The sequence below is a fragment of the Cyclobacteriaceae bacterium genome, assembly GCA_013141055.1.
In the GTDB taxonomy this organism is placed as follows: domain Bacteria; phylum Bacteroidota; class Bacteroidia; order Cytophagales; family Cyclobacteriaceae; genus ELB16-189.
This window is the reverse complement of record JABFRS010000001.1, coordinates 294008-311893: the sequence shown is the minus strand read 5'-3', so window position 1 is coordinate 311893 and position 17886 is coordinate 294008. Positions and strand designations below refer to the sequence as shown.

The window sequence follows — 17886 nt, the reverse complement described above, 5'->3', positions numbered from 1 at the left end:
TTAATAGATTTTGGTGCCGGTCACATAATTGATCTCTCCTGTGGCAATGGCCAGCTGCGTCTTTACCCTTGCATACTCGGTTAGGGATTCGTTGTAAGCTTCAAAGAAGTCTACAAATTCAAGTATGGTAATGTTTCGGCGTTTGAAATTGATATTGATTCCCTGGAATACCTGATCGAAATCATCCGTGTAAATTGCTTTTATCTTTTCGTATTCATTCATACTGCGCAGGAGATTTTGCCACGCACCTCTCACATCTGTCTCAACAATCATTCTTGCCTGCTGCTGATACGCAACCGATGATTTGAGATAAAAATCTGCCGCCCGTCTGTTTCCACGGTTACGGTTCCAGAGGGGCAGGGGTATCGTGAGTCCGGCATTGATCTGATTCTGAAAAGCTCCTCCTCGCTGATCATAAGAAGTTGTGGCGATAATATCGGGAATGGCAAGCTTGTGCTGCAACCTGCTGTTGAGCCCTGAAAGGGTAACCTGTTCTTCAGCGATCTTCAGGTCGGGCCGGTTTTTTATTGCTGTTTCCAGCAGCTCATCAAAAGAGCTTGTCACCTTTAGCTTATCGAAGAAGAGATTGTCAATGCCGGGAAGGATATAGTAAGGAGATTGAAGCAACAATTGCATTTTTTTTGTCTCCTCAACATGCAGTGATGCAAGCGCGGCTTTCTCGTTGTTGATCTTGAGATAAACAGATTTGAGACGTATGGCATCCTTCATGGGAACGTTTCCACGTCGTGCCTGAATATCGTAGGATCCAATAAGGGTGTCGAGCAGTTGAAGCTGGCGATGATATTTCTCCAGAACAGAACGTTGTTGGTAGAGATTGAAAAAGCTGTTTCGTAATTCCTTTTGAAGATTCCGGAGAAGATCGGAGAACTCAGATTCGGCAACAGATTTATTCTGCTTCGCGATTTCAATTTCCGTTTTTCTTTTCCCTCCAAGGATAATCAGCTGTTCAAGTCCAAATGCCTTCTGACCTGTATTATCTACATGAAAGATCTTGTTGTTCTCGTTATCGATGGCATTTACGTCGGCCGTGAAAATAGGATTAGGATATGAACGAGCCTGGAGTATCAATGCTTCACTTGCGGCAATATTAAATTGCTGAGAAAGCAGTGAAAGGTTTTTTATAAGAAAGATACTGTCCGCCTGTAGAAGGTTGAGACGCAAAGTATCCTGACACATTCCATCCATGCTGACAAAACAAGTCAGCATGATAACCAGCTTTAATTTTCGTAGCGTTTTGATAGGGGGCATTGCGAGGGTTAACTAATGAGTAGGGCACAAGAAGATCCTTATGATTAAGCTCATTATCTAATGGTGTGAAAGTACACTATGTTAGTTCACGAACCATCTCATTAATATATTTCTAACCTTGTTTTAATCTTTCTTTATGCATGGCAGGCTATCGGTATGTGTAATGCGTAATAAAATAGGTGAAACGCCTATCATATGATTGAGTAGTTATTGAAGAGATATCCAATCGAAGTTGCTCTTTCTAATTCCTTACTAAAAGACTGGATTGATCTTTCCCTCTGTGCGCTACTAAAATTCCTTATCTTGAACAGCAGTGAATTTTTGTAGGAATTGCTATCATAGAGACTTCCAGAAGCGACGGATTCTTGAAGCTCCCAAACCAATAGAGGGGCAGCAAAGGGCGTCCGATAGTGTCTTTACCTGCCGCGCCGGTATCATACTTTGCTATGAGTGAATGAGCATTCCGGCATTCAAGACCGCGATTTCAAATCCTGTTGATCCATTAAGACAAGAGTAGGGCAATTTTAAGGATCAGTGGATATTATTTGATTAATACTTAAATGAAGAACGTCTTGCAGATAGAATCAATTTTTTGTCGGGTCAGTGGTTTGGTAGTGTAGGATTTGACAAAAGGGAACTCGCTGGCTCTGGTGCGGTCGTCAATATTGTCGGAGGTAGTGAGCATGATAATAACTGCATACTCCCGTAATTTGATATCAAGCTCGCCATATTTTTTCAGGAATTCCCAACCATTCATTCCTGGCATATTGATGTCAAGCAAGATCAGGTTTGACAGTGGGAGAGTGCCCGCGCTGATATATTCCAATGCCAGTTCGCCGGAGTCTTTAACAACGACAAGCTGATTTGAATCTGATTTATTGATTTCCCGTTCATGAAAAAAATTATCATTGGCATTATCATCAATCAACATGATGCAACTTAGTTTCTTTGTCATTGTTTTATTTTTAAATTTCCTATAGTAAAATGAAAGGTCGTTCCCTCATTGATAACTGATTCTACGCTCAACTCACCTTCATGCAGCTGAACGATCTTTTTGCAATTCGCCAGGCCAATACCATTTCCGTCATATGTTTCCTGGGTGGGAAGACGCTGGAAGATATCGAAGATCCTTTCAAAGTGAGTGGAATCAATTCCTATCCCATTATCACTTATTGAAAAACTGTACAGCTCATCCATCTTTCTTGATGAGATCTTTATTTTAGGACGGGTTTTCTTCTTCTGAAATTTTATCGCATTGATGATAATGTTCTGGAATAGCTGCCTGGCCTCAATTTCAAATAAGTTTAATACCGGCATCTCTGAAACACTGATATCAGCACCGGATTCTGTGATCATCGTTTGAAGGTCTGCAATGACCTCGCTGATGAGTACATTGCAATCCACTGATTTTAATACAGAGTTTTTACCGAGCCTGGAGAATGCGAGTAAGGATTTGACGAGGTTGCTCATTCTCTCTGTTGAACTATTGACAGCTGCCAGATAGCCCAATGCCTTTTTATCCAGCAGAGGCATGTAATCTTCTTCAAACACCTGCATGTAATTTGATACTGTCCTCAATGGCTCCTGTAGATCATGGGACGCCACATAGGCGAATTGTTCAAGTTCCTTGTTATGCTTTTTAAGTTTTATCTCTTGTAAAGCCAGTTCGCTGTTGATAATGATTAGTTCGGCAGCGCGTTTCTCTTTTTCTTCATTTTGAAAAGCAAGTTCACGGTTTGCAAGGATCAACTCGGCGGCCCGTTTCTCTTTTTCATTATTTTGAAATGCCAGCTCTTCATTGGCGATCGCTAACTCAGCAGCTCTTTTCTTTCTCTCTTCATTCTGGTAGAGGAGCTCTTTATTTGCGATCACTAATTCAGCTGCCCGTTTCTCCTTTTCTTCATTCTGAAATGCAAGCTCCCGGTTTGCCAGGATCAATTCTGCAGCACGGGTTTCTTTTTCCTTATTCTGAAAGATCAACTCTTTGTTTGCAATGAGAAGTTCTGCTGCTCTCTTTTCTTTTTCCTGGTTCTGGAAAACCAGCTCTTCATTTGCCTTCACAAGCTCTGCCGCGCGCAATTCTTTTTCTACATTCTGAAATAACTCTGTCTTGATGCTTACTCTCTCTGCTAATTTTCTCTCGGTTATATCTCTGACGATTTTTGAGAGGCCGATGATCTTTCCCTCTTCGTTTTTCAGCGGTGAGATGGTGAGGGAGACAAAGATCTTTTCTCCGTTCTTCCTTAAGCGTACGGTCTCAAAGTGATCAACCGTTTCGTTGTTATTTATTCTGGAGAGAAGTTTAACTTCCTCATCCAGATATTCCGGCGGAATTAGAACAGAGACATGTTTGCCAATGGCTTCGAGCGCTGTGAAACCAAACATCTTTTCACCGCCCTTGTTCCAGCTGCTCATAATGCCTTCCAGGGTTTGCGAAATGATGGCATCATCAGAGGATTCCACAATCGATAACATGTGGTTAATGTATTCCGGTGAGATCTGCTGATCGCCGGTCTTTTTTGGAACACTCATTTCATTCGGCCCTGTATTATGATGATTACCCAATTGTCAGTCCTGGTTGAATAGCAGAAAATGTCAAACAGCTTATATTTTAAGCCTTATATAAATTAACAAAAGCAACATTTGACGGGATTAGCCGAGATCGTTCGCTAGTGAATGTCCAGTAGGGTTGTGATGGACGGGTGAAAAACGGTAAGCGATTCTATAGATGTCGAGGGCCCTGAATCGATACTGGTAAGATACACATAATCCATGTATCTGGCCTTAATTATAAATTGAACTACCCTTTACCTCGGTAGCGGTACGAACTCTCTGACTATAAGAAATCAAAAATATTGTGTTTGCCTCAAGTTGTCGTATTACCAACCTCACCATTATCGGCTCATGAAGTATAGGCGAAACTGAACCAAGTAGGGGCGACATGTTTATAAAAAGAGGCAGTTAGTAATTGTCATAGCTCCTTAGGAGCGGCCTGTTTGTATTACTCTTATAAAATATATTTGCTCATAGAATAGGGGTGCAAGCGTAATTGGTTGTCTTTAGGGCTGAATCAAACACAATTAGATTGAAAGCATCTGTTTATTTATGTATGGGATTGACAATACTATCCCTTTCTCTTCATGCAACCCCACCTGGAAAAATCTGGAAAATCCGTAAATATTTGGATGATGCCACTGCACAGGGCCTGACAGGTGTCTCCGTCTATGTGCGTACAAAGGACGGGAGGGAGTGGACCGCTACTTCCGGATACTCCAACATCCGGACAAAAACGCCTATGAAAAAGGATGATATTTTTTCACTGGCCAGCATCGGTAAGATGTATAATGCTGTAGCAGTTCTAAAGCTGATGGAAGAAGGAAGGATCAAACTGGATGATAAGATGTCTCAATATCTTTCTGACGAGATTGTCACGAATCTTCCCAATGGAAACGATATTACAATAAAGCATCTGCTGGCACAAACAACGGGATATGTAAACTATGAACACGATCCCCAACTCTTGAAATTATACTTTTCAGATGCGCTCAATCTTGACACCTTAAGCAGGACAAATGCACTCAGGCGTTATGTCTTTGGAAAGCCTGCCTTGTTTACTCCCGGAGAACGTTATGACTACAGCAGCACCAATTATCTTCTGCTTGCTTTGATCGTCGATAAGATTGTTCCGGAAGGACATTCCGAATACCTGAGAAAACTTCTCAAGCAACATGGATATCTGAATACCTCATACCGACAGGAACCTGAATCCAATGCGATATCCTACTATGGCGATATGGATCAGAATGGTGTGGTGGATGACCTCACGCGTGAGACCATCGAAACTACCAACTGGCTGGAGGGAGATGATGGTGTTTATGCACCGGTTGAAGAAGTCGCTCACTTTCTGGAGGACCTTATGCATGGGAAAATACTTAATGAAGCTTCATTAAAACTGATGCAGACCTGGAACAATGATAAGTCGCCTGACTACGGACTGGGGTTGATGGCAGATAAAAGTTTCCCGTATAGTTTTTTAATGGGACATTCCGGCAGGGGAGTTGCTGTTACCACCGATGCATATTATTTTCCGAAGCAGGACATGACGGTTGTGATTCTTTGTAATACCGGATTGCGTGAAGCCGCACCGAAATTCAAAAAGGCCTATCTTAAAATGAGAACACGCATTGTTAAGAAGTTGTTTTTGTTTTAGTTCAATCTCTATGGTTGGTGTTTTCACCAATCATGTTATAGAGGCTTAGGTCGGTGAAAATACCGGCCTAAGGCAAACCCATCATTTGGTAAGCAAAAATTAAATGAAGGATAAGCTTCACTACGGAATCTTTCTAAGCTCCATAGGAGCGACCTGTTTGTAGAAAAAATATATTAGTAATTGACCAAGCTCCATAGGAGCGGCCTGTTTATTTTATTGCTTGCTAACCCATCATTTGGTAAGCAAAAATTAAATGAAGGATAAGCTTCACTACGGAATCTTTGTCTCGGGTTGGTGTTTTCACCGACCCATGTCTTGTCTATGATTGACGTTTTTCACCAACCCTGTGATAAAACTAAAGCTCATGCTTTTTTAAACTCCATACCATAATCGAAATTCCGAATATGACCAATGGTATGCTTAATATCTGTCCCATATTTAGCACCATGCTCTCTTCAAAAGCTACCTGATTCTCTTTTACAAATTCAACCAGAAATCTCTGCACGAAGATCAATGAAAAACCAAGTCCAAATAAAAAACCTTTATAACGCTCCACCTTCCCTGATTTCCATAAGAGAAACAAGATTGAAGCCAGCGCCAGGTAGAACAAGGCTTCATAGAGTTGTGCGGGGTGTCTCGGAACCTCATCGATCCTGGTAAATACAAATGCCCAGGGTCCCTGCGTGGGTATTCCAATGATCTCTGAATTCATCAGATTGCCGAATCTTATAAAACTTCCTAATAATGTTCCTGCAATGGTTAGCTTGTCCAGCGTCCATAAGAAATCTTTCGTATGCCTCTTGCAATAGAGATACAAAGCAAACAAAGCACCCAAGATTCCTCCGTGACTAGCCAATCCTGCAAATCCTGTAAACTGAAATGTCGGATCCATCCGGATGGGAAGAATCTCAATCGGATGATTCAGATAATAGATCGGATCATAAAAAAGAATGTGACCGAAGCGGGCTCCAAGAATAGCGCCAACGGCTACATATGCGGTAAGCTTATCCAGATCGGCTTGCGAAAGACCTTCATGCTTATAAATTCTTAGCATGACCTGATATCCTGCCAGCATTCCAACGGCCCAACAGAATCCATACCATCGTAAAAATTCTAAACCAGCGAAAACCCGTGGATCTATATCCCAGATGATGTAAGCAATCATCCTCCCTGACAACAAACCGTTAGGATGATAAACATCAATGTGTTGATCAGTAATCCTGGCAATCTTCTTGCTGACCGGATATCGGCCTGTTCAATAATAGACAGGATATCTTTTTGATCCATGGATTGCATGGAATTAAAAAGTACGAGCTGTCTCCACGCGGGTTTGAGATTATTTAAATTCATGGAGATGATTTTTGAATCTTGCTTTTAGTTCTGCCTTCACTCTATTGATTCTGGTACTCACGTTAGTGGGTGTCAGGTTTAGTATCTGTGAGATTTCTTTGTTTTTGTATCCTTCCAGATACAAAATGACAATTGCCTTGTCGAAGTCTTTTAAGGACTGGAGTATCATGGTCAGAAGTTCTTTATCATCATCCGCCATGGGAGTCGACCTGATGATAAGATCCGACGCCACTAATGATTCCGTGATAATCTTGTTTCTGTCTTTCCTCACCTTGGCGAGCAGGGTGTTAAGACTTACCCTGTAGATCCAGGTACTGATTTCCGACTCTCCGCGGAATGTATCAAAGGATTTCCAGAGTTGTAGGATTATATCCTGATAGGCGTCTTTTTGATCCTGATAGCTGATGTAGTAAGCCTTACAAAGACTCCTGACAATCCCCTGATTGTCATTGATGATCTTAATAAAGTTCTGCTTTTGCAATTCCACTTGAGCTATGTTCTTTATTCTATTAGTAGCACAATTTTAAGAATTGTCACAGGCAGGAGATAATATTTCTGACCAATTTACGATTTTGATGAGAATGGAATGTCTAAGGTGGGTGTTTTCACCAACCTTATCTAAAAAAAGTCTGAGGTGGCGTTGAGGTTGGTGAAAACACCAACCAAAGGCAATTCAAGTAATAAGTTCGTCGTTGAGGTTCTGTCTAAGGTTGGTGTTTTCACCAACCTAATTTTGTCTACATGTTTTCACCAACAAAAGGTAGTAAGCTATTTCACTGCCTCTTCATCGCAGTACTCAACTCCGTCACGTAAGCCTCACTCACAGGGATCGTGACTTTCCCAACAGTAACCTGATGCTTTTCAATCTTGTCGATTTTGTCTATGCTTACAATATAAGAGCGATGCACCCTGATAAATCTTCCTGCAGGCAATAGATTGACCGCTTCTGCGAATGTGGAACGGGAAAGAATTTTCCTCTCTTTCAGTACAAAGGTTACATAATTACCGGTGGCCTCAAGGTAATAGATGTCGTCATACATAACTTTTACCTGCTCATAGCCTGTTTTAAGAAAAAGATGATCACTGCTTTCCACCTTCTGCCTGAAGTTGTGAAGCTCATTCGCTTTGTTGCAGGCTTTGATGAAGCGCGAAAGAGAGAATGGTTTAAGGAGATAGTCGACTGCATCCAATTCGAAGCTGGTAACCGCGTGTTCCGGGTAAGCCGTAGTGAAGATCAATAATGGTTTCTTACTAAGACTATTAAAAAACTCGATGCCGGAAATGTCGGGCATCTTGATGTCGAGGAAGAGAAGATCAATGCTTTCCCTTTGCAAATACTCCAGAGCTTTGAAGGCGTCAGTAAAACATCCCTTCAATTCCAGAAAGGGAACTTTAGAAGCATGTGAACTAACGATCTCAAGAGCAATGGGCTCGTCATCAACGGCAATGGCCTTCATAGTGAGCGTAAAGATAGAGACAATGACAGGTAGACCAAAAACGATGTAGGTGTTTCCATGATCTCAAGCTTGTGCATACCCGGATAAAAAAGTTCCAATCGCTGTCTTACATTATTAAGACCTACACCGCTTTTCCTGGCTTCCGGGTCGTTAGCTATTTGCGGGTGCCGGCTATTCTGGATCTCAAAATCCAGATTTTCTCCACGGACAGCAAGTCGGATCCTGATGAAGGAAACTTCTCTGAAACTGATTCCATACTTAAAGGCATTCTCAACAAAAGGAATCAGAAGCATCGGTGGTAAGAAACCAGCAGCCTGCTCTCCATCAATACTGGTTTCGATAACAATGTCAGGATTCACATCCGTCCTGAGACGCTGCATCGCGATATAATTTTTCAGATATTCCACTTCCCGCGCAAGCGGAATCTTCTCCTGCATATTTTCATGCAACATAAATCTCATCATGTCACCAAGCCGTTGGATCGCCTCGCCTGTGCGGGATGCATTTTCCTGTATGGACATTCCATATAAGGTGTTCAGCGAATTAAAAAGAAAATGTGGGTTGATCTGCGCACGCAGAAAATCAAAGTTCGCTACCCACTGTCCAAGCTCCTGTTTAAGGGTGGTTATTTCTTGTTTGTTACGGTTGTATCGTTTAAATACGATCCATGAAAAGGGAACCGTTACTCCAATCTGAAAAAAGAAATTGATCAAGCTGATGGATGACGGCAATTCTCCGTCGCGTGTTATAACAAACGCGAACACACCGGCAGGAATAGTAAGTATCAGCAATGCCAAAATCGCTGTCCAGCAATAGCGAAGAAATGGCCTGCGATGTTTCAGTGATTTCGGAATGAGGGTATAGAATGAATAGGAGTAGAGAGCGATTCCAACTGGAATCAGCGTGACCCATGTGGCGATGATATCAGCCTCCGTGTCGTCAATAAAAAAGAAGAATAAGCTAACCAGCCAAAGCACGACAGCCAAAATCACCCCTGGTGAAATGTACAGGTACTTATCTTGAATAGAGTCCCCGTGTCGCCAGATATAAAGTCCAGTATACTTAATGCAGGTATAGATCAGAAAAATAAATGGAGGTATTATAAGAATATCTTCTTCACCAATTGCGATGGCGGGAGTGATGATAGCAATGACTACGATAGCAATATTTCGAAGTACAAACTTTCTTGCAATCAATTCCGGAATACAAATGAAATTAAGTATGAGGAACCCGATGAGGAACAGAACCAGGCCTGCCATATGGCGGAAGAAAAGAAAGTTGTATCCGTCAACGGCTTCTTCTGCTACAGTAATCATACCGATCAGGAATAAGCATGTGGGGAACAGGACTTCAAACCTGCTGAGGATGGTTGGCTCGCGATGCCAGATTCTTTGCAATAGATTTTTCACACTGTAATGCTAATACAAAGTATGATGCACGTGATTCAAATGTGATGAAACACATTAAAAGTGTGATGGAATTCTGATCAGATAGCTGCATTTCACACTGTACCCTTCTGACCATCACCTCTGATCAGACCAGCACATCTTCCTGTGATTTGGTCACAATTCGCGCACGCGCACTCAACATCAGACTAATCTTGCATCATGAAAACGCAAACAAATTCATGACACACGCATCTTTAGCTATCAAAACTGTTGGTCTTAGCTATCAATTCTCGACCGGTGTCACCACGCTAAACAACCTTGACATGGAGGTGAAGCGCGGTGAGATCTATGGTTTCCTTGGACCCAATGGATCGGGTAAGACAACAACGTTGAGTCTTCTTCTTGGGCTCATCCGTCAACAGCAAGGAAGCATTGAACTGTTCGGACAATTACTTTCAAACGACCGGATGAAAATCCTGAAACGCGTTGGCTCCCTCATCGAAGCCCCTTCGTTGTATGGACACCTTACCGCCCGTGAAAACATTGAGGTCTATCGCGGTATTTATGGAATGCCTCCAACGAGAACCAGTGAGATTCTCAATATTGTTGGTCTTGCCGATACAGGAAGTAAGAGGGTGAAGAAGTTTTCGTTAGGAATGAAGCAGCGACTGTCCATTGCACTCGCCCTATTACCTAACCCCGAATTACTGATCCTCGATGAGCCCACAAATGGTCTTGATCCCAATGGAATGATTGAACTCCGTGAGCTGATTAAAACTTTGAATAAGGAACATGGGGTGACGGTTCTGATTTCAAGCCATATTCTTGCTGAGGTTGAGAAAATTGTAAGCCATGTAGGAATCATAGCGAATGGTCGCCTGGTATTCCAGGGATCGCTTGACGAACTTCAGCAGCAGGCCAAATGCAAATTGTTGATCCGCACATCTGATAATGAAAAAGCGGCTGCAGTCCTTGAACATTATAAACCGGAAAAGGTTGATAGCATGCTTTCGATTGATCTGATGGACGACTTTCGTACCGGACACATCAACAGGATGCTCATCGACAACCAACTGCAGGTATTCTCCATGTACCCACAGAACAACAACCTTGAACAATTATTTCTGGATTTAACCACAAAGTCATGAATCTCCTGATAACCCTTCGCGCTGAATTTCTTAAAATAAAAAGAACGTCGCTGATCTACTTTACGATACTGGCATCTGCATTTGTTCCGGTTGTCATGCTCCTTGAAAATCTGGATGGAACGCCCAATGGAAACCTTGAACGAATAGATCCGTTTCGGACCTATTACGCAGAAGGGTGGATGTTCATTGCCTTCCTGATTCTTCCGATGTTTATTGTACTCATGAGCACACTGCTTCTGCAGATTGAACATAGGAATAACACCTGGAAGCAGGTGATGGCATCTCCGCAACAAGTGCACACGCTTCTTGCTTCAAAGTTCCTCGTGTTGCAAGCTTTCATTATTATGATGCTGATCATGCACAACGTCCTGATGTTGATCGCTGCCGTGCCGATCAACATAATGTATCCGGACTTTAAGATTTTCGACTACCTCAATAGCTGGGATATGATACTATCGGTCAACGCGCGAACGTATTTTGCAGCATTAGGCATCAGTGGCCTTCAGTTCTGGCTGGCATTAAGATATCGGAATTTTATCATATCCCTTGGCATCGGCATCATACTTTGTACGGTTGGCCCGCTTCTGGTGTTCGAGTTTAACACTGAATCTATCCTTACCAGGTTTCCTTTCGCTCTCTCAATCCTTGTGAATATTAAAAAGTTCAAAACTATTAGCGTAGGGATTCAGTGGCTGTCGGTTGGTTACATGATTGCTTTTCTTACGATAGCTTTTATGGAATTCAAAGGAAAGAGGGTAAGGTCTTAGGTCAAATACTTAAATATGAACAAGGAGCAATCGCCAGATCTCATGATAAGAATTTTTAAGTATCAGCTAAGTCCGCTGAGCGAGCTGCTTGTAGAAAAAAATATTGTCTTAGGTTGGTGTTTTCACCAACCTATTAGATAGAAGTGACCTATTTGATATTATTTACCCGTGGTCGGTGAAAAACACCGACCTAAGGCATTCGAGTAATAGGAAAGGGCTTGTCTTGAGTTGGTATTTTTACTTTGTCTTAGGTTTGTGAAAACACCAACCTATATATAATCTTTAAACAATAACCTCTCTCTTCCCGACATTCCACGGCCGGTCGTATGCTACTGCTATGATCCTCGTACTTTTCAACGTTGGGTTTACTGCAACAGTTTTATATTTCCATCGGTTGACACGCATCTTGCTGTCATTCACAGCTTCACCTTCTTCAACAACCACTCCGTCAGCATCAATGATCGTAATGGTAACTTTTATTACCTGGAAGTCGTCGGAAGCATGTACATAGATAATGTTACCAATGGCTCCACGATATTTAGCAGCTTCAATAGCACTTACAGCAGGAGGGTTGAGGAAGTCTCCGATCGCTACCGATTGAGCTGACTCATGTTTTCCTTTGACACGAGCGGCGTATAATGCCCGCAACTCGTCATCTTGTGCAACGCTCTTTGCGTACTGCGCTGCTTCACTCAGTCTTTCACGATGAGCGATCTCTTTTGGCGTTGGTGCCCCTCTCTTTTTCTTAGGGCGATTGGTAAAGACAAGTCTGCCATTCACTTTCCGGACGCTTATGCTTTCTCCGAAAACGCCGCTAAGCTCTGTTTGATCCTTCAATTTTCTCATAACAATGGGATTTTAAGCTATGAAATGGATTTGGAGCGGGCCTTTTAAGCCGCTCACTCTGATATGAATTTAATCGTTCTCTGAAAAAGATCCATCACGGAGCTAAGAAAAAATTAGATGGAATATCATTAAGATATATTAAGTACTTATGTCTAACCTAAGTAGAACCTAATTGGAACCTAATTAGAACCTAGTTAGAACCTAATTAGAACCTAATTAAACTTCGATAAATCTCAGATAACTCATTGATAATCTTCGAATTAGTATTCCTACAGAGAACAGGGACCTTGAAAAACTGCAAATTCAGGCGATTTGGAGGGTTTTTGAAACGGATATGATCTGTTCAGGGAGGCCTTTTTTGAGAGGATGTGATATGAAAAGTCCTTAATAATTGAGAGGAAGATGATTGGAAGGCGTTACGATCATCGGCACATTTCACCTTTCTTTTGTCGTGTTTGCACCCCACAGATGTTGCTTTCTACTTTGATCTTTGAGTCATGATTTCAGACAAAGACAAGCAACAACTTCGGACAGCATTGGTAGCTGCGTTTGATAAATTCATTTCACAGTTTTCGTCATTTCAGAACGACGAAGTAAATAAGCACTTTCCGTCTTCCGAATGGACGCCTGCTCAGGTGGCCACTCATATTATACTCGCAACGGATGGAGTGCCGGATCAAAGTACGCGTGAATCAGATCGTGCGTATGATGAGATGTTTCCCAGAATCCGTCCATGGTGGGAGGATCTCAATCAGAAGTTTCAGTCCCCGGAGCAGCTGCGTCCGGATAACAAGCCTCGCGTAAAAAATGATTTGCTGAGTGAGTTGAAGCGTGTCAGGGAAAAAGATCTTACCATCATTGATAACAGTGATCTCTCGGTTATCTGTGCAGACATAGAACTGCCAACGATAGGGTACCTAACCCGGTATGAATGGTTGTGGTTTATTGAAATGCACCTGAAACGACATGAGTTTCAGTTAAGTAAAATGAAGAAGTGAGTATTTGATATTGCCAATTAGCTTTCGTCCGGCAGCGCATCGAACGCCTTACGCTTCTCATCCATCCATCCTTTCATTGCATCCGGTGAGGTCATGTTCTTGCGCATTTCATTCATGGCATTGATATGATCCATGTCACCCTTCTCTACCATTCCCCGAGCGTGCATGCTTACCATTTTTGCAATCTCGTCAAAGGTGTTGGCACTGAAGGTTTGATCGCAAGCTCCTCCTAATTCCTCGCAGGTCATTGTTTTCATAGAATGTGTTTGGTTACAATGTGAATTTAGTAAGGTTGATGAAAACACCAATCTAAGACAAATAAATGAAGGTTGGTGAAAAACCCTGGTGAGGTGGGTGAAACACCAACCTTAGACAAGGTGAAGTTTGAAGAAAAACACCAACCTTAGACAAATTACTCCGTTCTCAGACTGTTCACCGGATTTGCCAGTGCTGCTTTGACAGCCTGGAAGCTCACCGTCACCAGCGTGATCACTAATGCTCCACCGGAAGCAGCAGCAAAGATCCACCATGCGATCTCTGTGCGATAATCATATCCGCTGATTCCATTGTAAAGAAAATAATAGGAGGAAGGCACTGCAATGAGACAGGACACAATGATCAACACTACAAATTCACCTGATAGCATTCTCCATAAATTCGGAACAGATGCCCCCAACACTTTACGTATTCCAATTTCCTTTGTGCGCTGTTCCGCCACAAACGACGCCAGTCCGAATAATCCAAGGCAACTGATGATGATCGCAAGTGTGGTGAATACCACAGCAAGCCGGCCTACATTATCTTCCGTTGCAAACTTGGCTGCATACTCCTGAGATGCAAACTTATAATCAAACGGTGCGCCTGGAATTACTTTATTAAAGGTTGCTTCTATTTTAGGTAATGCTTCGGCAGTGCTCATTTCCGGATTGATCCGAAGATACATCCAGCCAGCGCCACCCATATTAAGATAAATGGCTGGATGAACCGGTTCGAAAGGTGAGTTCATTACCATGTCCTGAATGACGCCAACGATGTGAAAGTCTTTATCCATGTTCCACGCGAGGTTTGTCCAATGCACAGTTTCGCCAACAGGATTTTCAAGCTTCATTTGTTTGGCGGCAGACTCGTTGATGATGATCGCTGATGAGTCGCTCGCGATATCACGTGAGAAAGTCCTGCCATCTTTCACCTGCCATCCGACGGTCGTTCCGAAATCTGCAGAGACATTGAGGGTGCTGAAATTATTATCTGCCAAAGCATCAAAACCTTTCCAGGAAAAGCCGTTGTTGCCAGACCACGTTGTGGTGATCGCTCCACCGGCATCAGCAATCTCCAAAACCGAACCCGAACTCTTGAGTTCAGTGCGAAGTGTTTCGAATTTCTCATAGAACTCTTTGCCCTTCTTCTGCATCATCAGCAGTCCTTCGCGTGAATATCCTACGGGTCGATCTTTTACAAACATCAACTGATGGTAGATGACACCGGTAGAGGCGATGAGCATGATGGATACGGTGAACTGCACAACGACCAGTGCTTTACGTGGTATCGAAGCCATTCTACCCGCACGGTATGAGCCTTTCAGGATATTAAGAGGATTGAATGATGACAGGTAAAGTGCAGGATAGCTTCCGGCAAGAACTCCGGTTAAAACCAAAAACAGAATGCTGGCAATCCAGAATGTTGTTGTGTTCCATGGAAGTTGCATTGCTTTTTGTGAGATCGTGTTAAACCATGGGAGGGATGCAATTACTAGCAGCAAGGCAAAGCCGAACGCGATGAAGACCACAAGAAATGATTCTGCAAAAAACTGAGCGATGAGTTGCTTGCGACCGGATCCAAGGGTTTTGCGCACACCGACTTCCTTAGCTCTTTTTTCCGAACGTGCAGTGCTGAGGTTCATGAAATTGATACACGCAAGCAATAGCACGAATGCGCCAATCGATCCAATGAACCAAACAAGCTGTATCGGACCGTTCTGCAAAGTGCCTTCTTTATAATCAGAATACAGGTGCCACCTGCTCATGGGGTTAACATGGACTTCAGCATTATATTTCAACCAATCCTTCATGTAATCGAGATTGCGTGTAGCATTGATTTCAAGTTCTCTGATATTTGCCTCTACACTTTCGAAGTTGGTCGTGGGTTGTAACTGGACATAGATCTGAAAGAAGTGATTCTGCCATCCCTGATCCTTGACCCATGGATTGCTTAAAAGATAAGCTTCCCAGGGACGGGCAAACTGGATACCATACTGTTCTGAGTTCTTTGGAAAATCTTCAAAGACCCCGGAGATCGTAACCTCTTTCTCGTTGTTAATTTTTACGATCTTTCCAACAGGATCACCTGTACCAAACAATGCATGAGAGGTCGACTCTGAGATCATGATTGACTGAGTATCTTTTAAGCCTCCACGACCACCATATAACATTTTCCATGTGAACATCTCAGGTCCGTCTTCTCCGATGTTGGTTCCAGTCTTGGAGATTTTCTTCTCATCAATGGAAAGGATGGCATCGTATTTTCCTTGTCGCGGGACGACATACTTGAAGTTCGCGCCGTAAGTAGTCCGTAGTTCATTGAGCATCGGGTACTGAAGATAGTTTTGACCTGAATAATGTTTTCCCTGAAAAGTGCCGGCTTTCATAATCTGTCCAATCTGATCATAGTTGTCGTGATACTTGTTGAATGAAAGTTCATCGTTTACCCAGAGACCGATAATGAGTGCGACTGACATGCCCAGAGCAAGTCCGCCGATATTGATAAAGGAATAGCCTTTTGTTTTGGCGAGGTTTCTCCAGGCGATCGTGAAGTAGGCTCTGAGCATGAGAGGAGTGGTTTGGTGTTATGGTTGAAAGCGACGATTCTCTGACCAATATTTTAATGATACCATTCCGTCAGGGAAAGGTTACATATTAGACGCAGGAAAACAGGGATGGTTACAGGGGGGGAGCCCCGATAAGGTAAGATTGGTGAAAACACCAACCGATGGCAAGCGCAGCCTGTTTTCTCAAACACGCAAGATCCGTCTATTCCAACCTTTTAATTCGCTTTGACTCCAGGAAATAGCTTACTGCAATCAGGGGTAGGACAAGGAAGATGTCCATGGTCAATTGATTGAATTCAATTCCCAGGATCAAAGGAGGCTGCAAATGGTTTCCTGTTGGATCGGTAAGCATGGTGCCTGGAAAAAGAATTGCGGGGAGTTGGGAAAGCCAGTATAGAGAAACGATGCACACCGATTCATTCAGACTTTGCCTGAGTGACACCGCATTTCTGAACCATGTGCAATACAACGTGACCAGTCCGAGCATAGCGCCCAACACCATCGTTTGTGCATTATGAAATTTTGCATGAGGCGGCCATGCAGGATTATAGATATGAGTTTCATTCCAATCTGCCAGGTACGGTGAAATTGCTGTAAAGAGTCCCAGGATGGTGAGAAGTATTCTTCCGGCGGAGAGTTTTGAAGGGTAGGGTGTATTCATTTTTTATTGTTAATTAAATATAACAATAAAAGAATTGGTCGCCGTGGGACCATGGAGCTTCTGTACGAAGCTAGGTATTCTTAAAGTTTAATCCTGCCGAAGAAGAGCATCCCGCTAGGGATGAAATCTTTGTAGAAAAGAATATGTTAAGTAATCCCGTCGCCCTGTAGGGGCGAAACATTTCTGTGTTTTCTGTAAAATTGAAATGTTATAATGGATCCTTAAAAATATATCGTTCATCATAATCAATTTCAAAAGCTTTGAGAAGCTCTTTGTATTCTGTAATGAAATTTTTCTTTTCGTGATGCTTTTTTTGATTTAAAATGTAATTGTAAACTCGATCAATTTGACTTCTTCCGTAAGAGAAAGCACCGTATCCTTCCTGCCATGCAAATTTTCCTTTTGTAAATCTGGACTCATTAATCCAATCCGTTGAACTCACTTTCGTAATTTTCATAATGGAAGAAATAGATTGCGTAGGATGGAGGCCAACAAATATGTGTAAATGATCGGGCATGCCGTTTATAGAAATCATTTTATGACCATGGTTTTGAATAATTCCGGTAATGTATTTGTGTAATTCAATTTCCCATTGTGATTCAATGAGACTTGCTCTATACTTTACAGCAAAGACAAATTGAATGTATAATTGGGTATAAGTGTTGGCCATTACGATGTAAAATTATTGAATGAATGGTTTTGAAGTTGATTATTACTGTACGGAAAACAGAACTTTTTACAAAAGATGTTGATGCCTACGAACATCACGTTAGGGATGGAATCTTTGTATATAATGTATGTCAAACTGTTCCGTCCACCCTATCGGGGTGGTATATTCGATTTTAAAAATTTCGATTATAAATGATGTTGCGTACCTACGGCACGCTGAACAAATACTATGTCAGATTTCTACAAAGATTAGGTCCCGCTGGGACCAGTTCGAATCTTTATGAAGGAGAATCAGGTTA

General features: G+C 42.3%; 17 protein-coding genes. 4 read left to right on the top strand and 13 right to left on the bottom strand.

Annotation, left to right across the window (positions count from 1 at the left end; translation table 11 throughout):
- From HOP08_01430 to HOP08_01420, 3 genes are all read right to left on the bottom strand, one after another.
- On the bottom strand, positions 1-1269 hold the full coding sequence (locus HOP08_01430) for a TolC family protein (GenBank protein NOT73558.1): 1269 nt from the start codon (positions 1267-1269) through the stop codon (positions 1-3).
- A gap of 556 nt (positions 1270-1825) precedes the next feature.
- Positions 1826-2224: a response regulator gene (locus HOP08_01425; protein ID NOT73557.1), complete on the bottom strand. Its 399-nt coding sequence runs from the start codon at positions 2222-2224 to the stop codon at positions 1826-1828.
- Complete coding sequence (locus HOP08_01420) at positions 2221-3801, bottom strand: PAS domain S-box protein (GenBank protein NOT73556.1); 1581 nt, start codon at positions 3799-3801, stop codon at positions 2221-2223. The genes HOP08_01425 and HOP08_01420 overlap by 4 nt, the downstream gene beginning before the upstream one ends.
- A 553-nt stretch (positions 3802-4354) precedes the next feature.
- Between HOP08_01420 and HOP08_01415 the strand changes: the two genes are divergently transcribed.
- A complete protein-coding gene (locus tag HOP08_01415) occupies positions 4355-5479 on the top strand; it encodes a beta-lactamase family protein (protein NOT73555.1) in 1125 nt (374 codons plus the stop codon).
- A gap of 355 nt (positions 5480-5834) precedes the next feature.
- Here HOP08_01415 and lgt read toward each other — a convergent pair whose 3' ends face one another.
- The 5 genes from lgt to HOP08_01390 all read right to left on the bottom strand — a co-directional run bounded on the left by lgt (position 5835) and on the right by HOP08_01390 (position 9695).
- A complete protein-coding gene (gene lgt / locus HOP08_01410) occupies positions 5835-6644 on the bottom strand; it encodes a prolipoprotein diacylglyceryl transferase (protein NOT73554.1) in 810 nt (269 codons plus the stop codon).
- On the bottom strand, positions 6641-6829 hold the full coding sequence (locus HOP08_01405) for a hypothetical protein (GenBank protein NOT73553.1): 189 nt from the start codon (positions 6827-6829) through the stop codon (positions 6641-6643). The genes lgt and HOP08_01405 overlap by 4 nt, the downstream gene beginning before the upstream one ends.
- Positions 6816-7316, bottom strand: a complete 501-nt coding sequence (locus tag HOP08_01400) for a sigma-70 family RNA polymerase sigma factor (protein ID NOT73552.1) — start codon at positions 7314-7316, stop codon at positions 6816-6818. The genes HOP08_01405 and HOP08_01400 overlap by 14 nt, the downstream gene beginning before the upstream one ends.
- Positions 7317-7602: 286 nt before the next feature.
- Positions 7603-8286, bottom strand: coding sequence for a response regulator transcription factor (locus HOP08_01395; GenBank protein ID NOT73551.1), 684 nt, complete (start codon positions 8284-8286; stop codon positions 7603-7605).
- Positions 8283-9695 (bottom strand): histidine kinase, encoded by a 1413-nt coding sequence (locus HOP08_01390; protein ID NOT73550.1) that lies wholly within the window; start codon positions 9693-9695, stop codon positions 8283-8285. Before HOP08_01390 ends, HOP08_01395 begins: the two co-directional genes overlap by 4 nt.
- A gap of 218 nt (positions 9696-9913) precedes the next feature.
- Here HOP08_01390 and HOP08_01385 point away from each other — a divergent pair, with 218 nt between their 5' ends.
- On the top strand, positions 9914-10822 hold the full coding sequence (locus HOP08_01385) for an ABC transporter ATP-binding protein (GenBank protein ID NOT73549.1): 909 nt from the start codon (positions 9914-9916) through the stop codon (positions 10820-10822).
- A complete protein-coding gene (locus HOP08_01380) occupies positions 10819-11589 on the top strand; it encodes an ABC transporter permease subunit (protein NOT73548.1) in 771 nt (256 codons plus the stop codon). Before HOP08_01385 ends, HOP08_01380 begins: the two co-directional genes overlap by 4 nt.
- 282 nt (positions 11590-11871) lie before the next feature.
- On the opposite strand, the gene HOP08_01375 is transcribed toward HOP08_01380, so the two are convergent.
- The gene (locus tag HOP08_01375; protein NOT73547.1) at positions 11872-12435 is read right to left on the bottom strand and encodes a hypothetical protein; all 564 of its coding nucleotides are present in this window, start codon (positions 12433-12435) and stop codon (positions 11872-11874) included.
- Positions 12436-12932: 497 nt separating this feature from the next.
- On the opposite strand from HOP08_01375, the gene HOP08_01370 reads away from it, so the two are divergent.
- Positions 12933-13433 (top strand): hypothetical protein, encoded by a 501-nt coding sequence (locus tag HOP08_01370; GenBank protein ID NOT73546.1) that lies wholly within the window; start codon positions 12933-12935, stop codon positions 13431-13433.
- 17 nt (positions 13434-13450) lie between these two features.
- Here the strand turns inward: HOP08_01370 and HOP08_01365 are convergent, their stop codons facing one another.
- The 4 genes from HOP08_01365 to tnpA form a co-directional block, all read right to left on the bottom strand.
- Positions 13451-13690, bottom strand: a complete 240-nt coding sequence (locus tag HOP08_01365; protein NOT73545.1) for a DUF1059 domain-containing protein — start codon at positions 13688-13690, stop codon at positions 13451-13453.
- Between the two features lie 155 nt (positions 13691-13845).
- Positions 13846-16257, bottom strand: a complete 2412-nt coding sequence (locus HOP08_01360; protein NOT73544.1) for an FtsX-like permease family protein — start codon at positions 16255-16257, stop codon at positions 13846-13848.
- Between the two features lie 202 nt (positions 16258-16459).
- On the bottom strand, positions 16460-16918 hold the full coding sequence (locus HOP08_01355) for an acetyltransferase (GenBank protein NOT73543.1): 459 nt from the start codon (positions 16916-16918) through the stop codon (positions 16460-16462).
- 208 nt (positions 16919-17126) lie between these two features.
- On the bottom strand, positions 17127-17588 hold the full coding sequence (tnpA, locus tag HOP08_01350; GenBank protein NOT73542.1) for an IS200/IS605 family transposase: 462 nt from the start codon (positions 17586-17588) through the stop codon (positions 17127-17129).
- Positions 17589-17886: the final 298 nt, after the last annotated feature.

Excerpts from the sequence above, each read along its gene's own strand:
- HOP08_01430 (NOT73558.1), bottom strand. The coding sequence starts at position 1,269 with ATGCCCCCTATCAAAACGCTACGAAAATTAAAGCTGGTTATCATGCTG.
- HOP08_01425 (NOT73557.1), bottom strand. The coding sequence starts at position 2,224 with ATGACAAAGAAACTAAGTTGCATCATGTTGATTGATGATAATGCCAAT.
- HOP08_01420 (NOT73556.1), bottom strand. The coding sequence starts at position 3,801 with ATGAGTGTTCCAAAAAAGACCGGCGATCAGCAGATCTCACCGGAATAC.
- lgt (NOT73554.1), bottom strand. The coding sequence starts at position 6,644 with ATGATTGCTTACATCATCTGGGATATAGATCCACGGGTTTTCGCTGGT.
- HOP08_01405 (NOT73553.1), bottom strand. The coding sequence starts at position 6,829 with ATGAATTTAAATAATCTCAAACCCGCGTGGAGACAGCTCGTACTTTTT.
- HOP08_01395 (NOT73551.1), bottom strand. The coding sequence starts at position 8,286 with ATGAAGGCCATTGCCGTTGATGACGAGCCCATTGCTCTTGAGATCGTT.
- HOP08_01385 (NOT73549.1), top strand. The coding sequence starts at position 9,914 with ATGACACACGCATCTTTAGCTATCAAAACTGTTGGTCTTAGCTATCAA.
- HOP08_01380 (NOT73548.1), top strand. The coding sequence starts at position 10,819 with ATGAATCTCCTGATAACCCTTCGCGCTGAATTTCTTAAAATAAAAAGA.
- HOP08_01375 (NOT73547.1), bottom strand. The coding sequence starts at position 12,435 with ATGAGAAAATTGAAGGATCAAACAGAGCTTAGCGGCGTTTTCGGAGAA.
- HOP08_01370 (NOT73546.1), top strand. The coding sequence starts at position 12,933 with ATGATTTCAGACAAAGACAAGCAACAACTTCGGACAGCATTGGTAGCT.
- HOP08_01365 (NOT73545.1), bottom strand. The coding sequence starts at position 13,690 with ATGAAAACAATGACCTGCGAGGAATTAGGAGGAGCTTGCGATCAAACC.
- HOP08_01360 (NOT73544.1), bottom strand. The coding sequence starts at position 16,257 with ATGCTCAGAGCCTACTTCACGATCGCCTGGAGAAACCTCGCCAAAACA.
- HOP08_01355 (NOT73543.1), bottom strand. The coding sequence starts at position 16,918 with ATGAATACACCCTACCCTTCAAAACTCTCCGCCGGAAGAATACTTCTC.
- tnpA (NOT73542.1), bottom strand. The coding sequence starts at position 17,588 with ATGGCCAACACTTATACCCAATTATACATTCAATTTGTCTTTGCTGTA.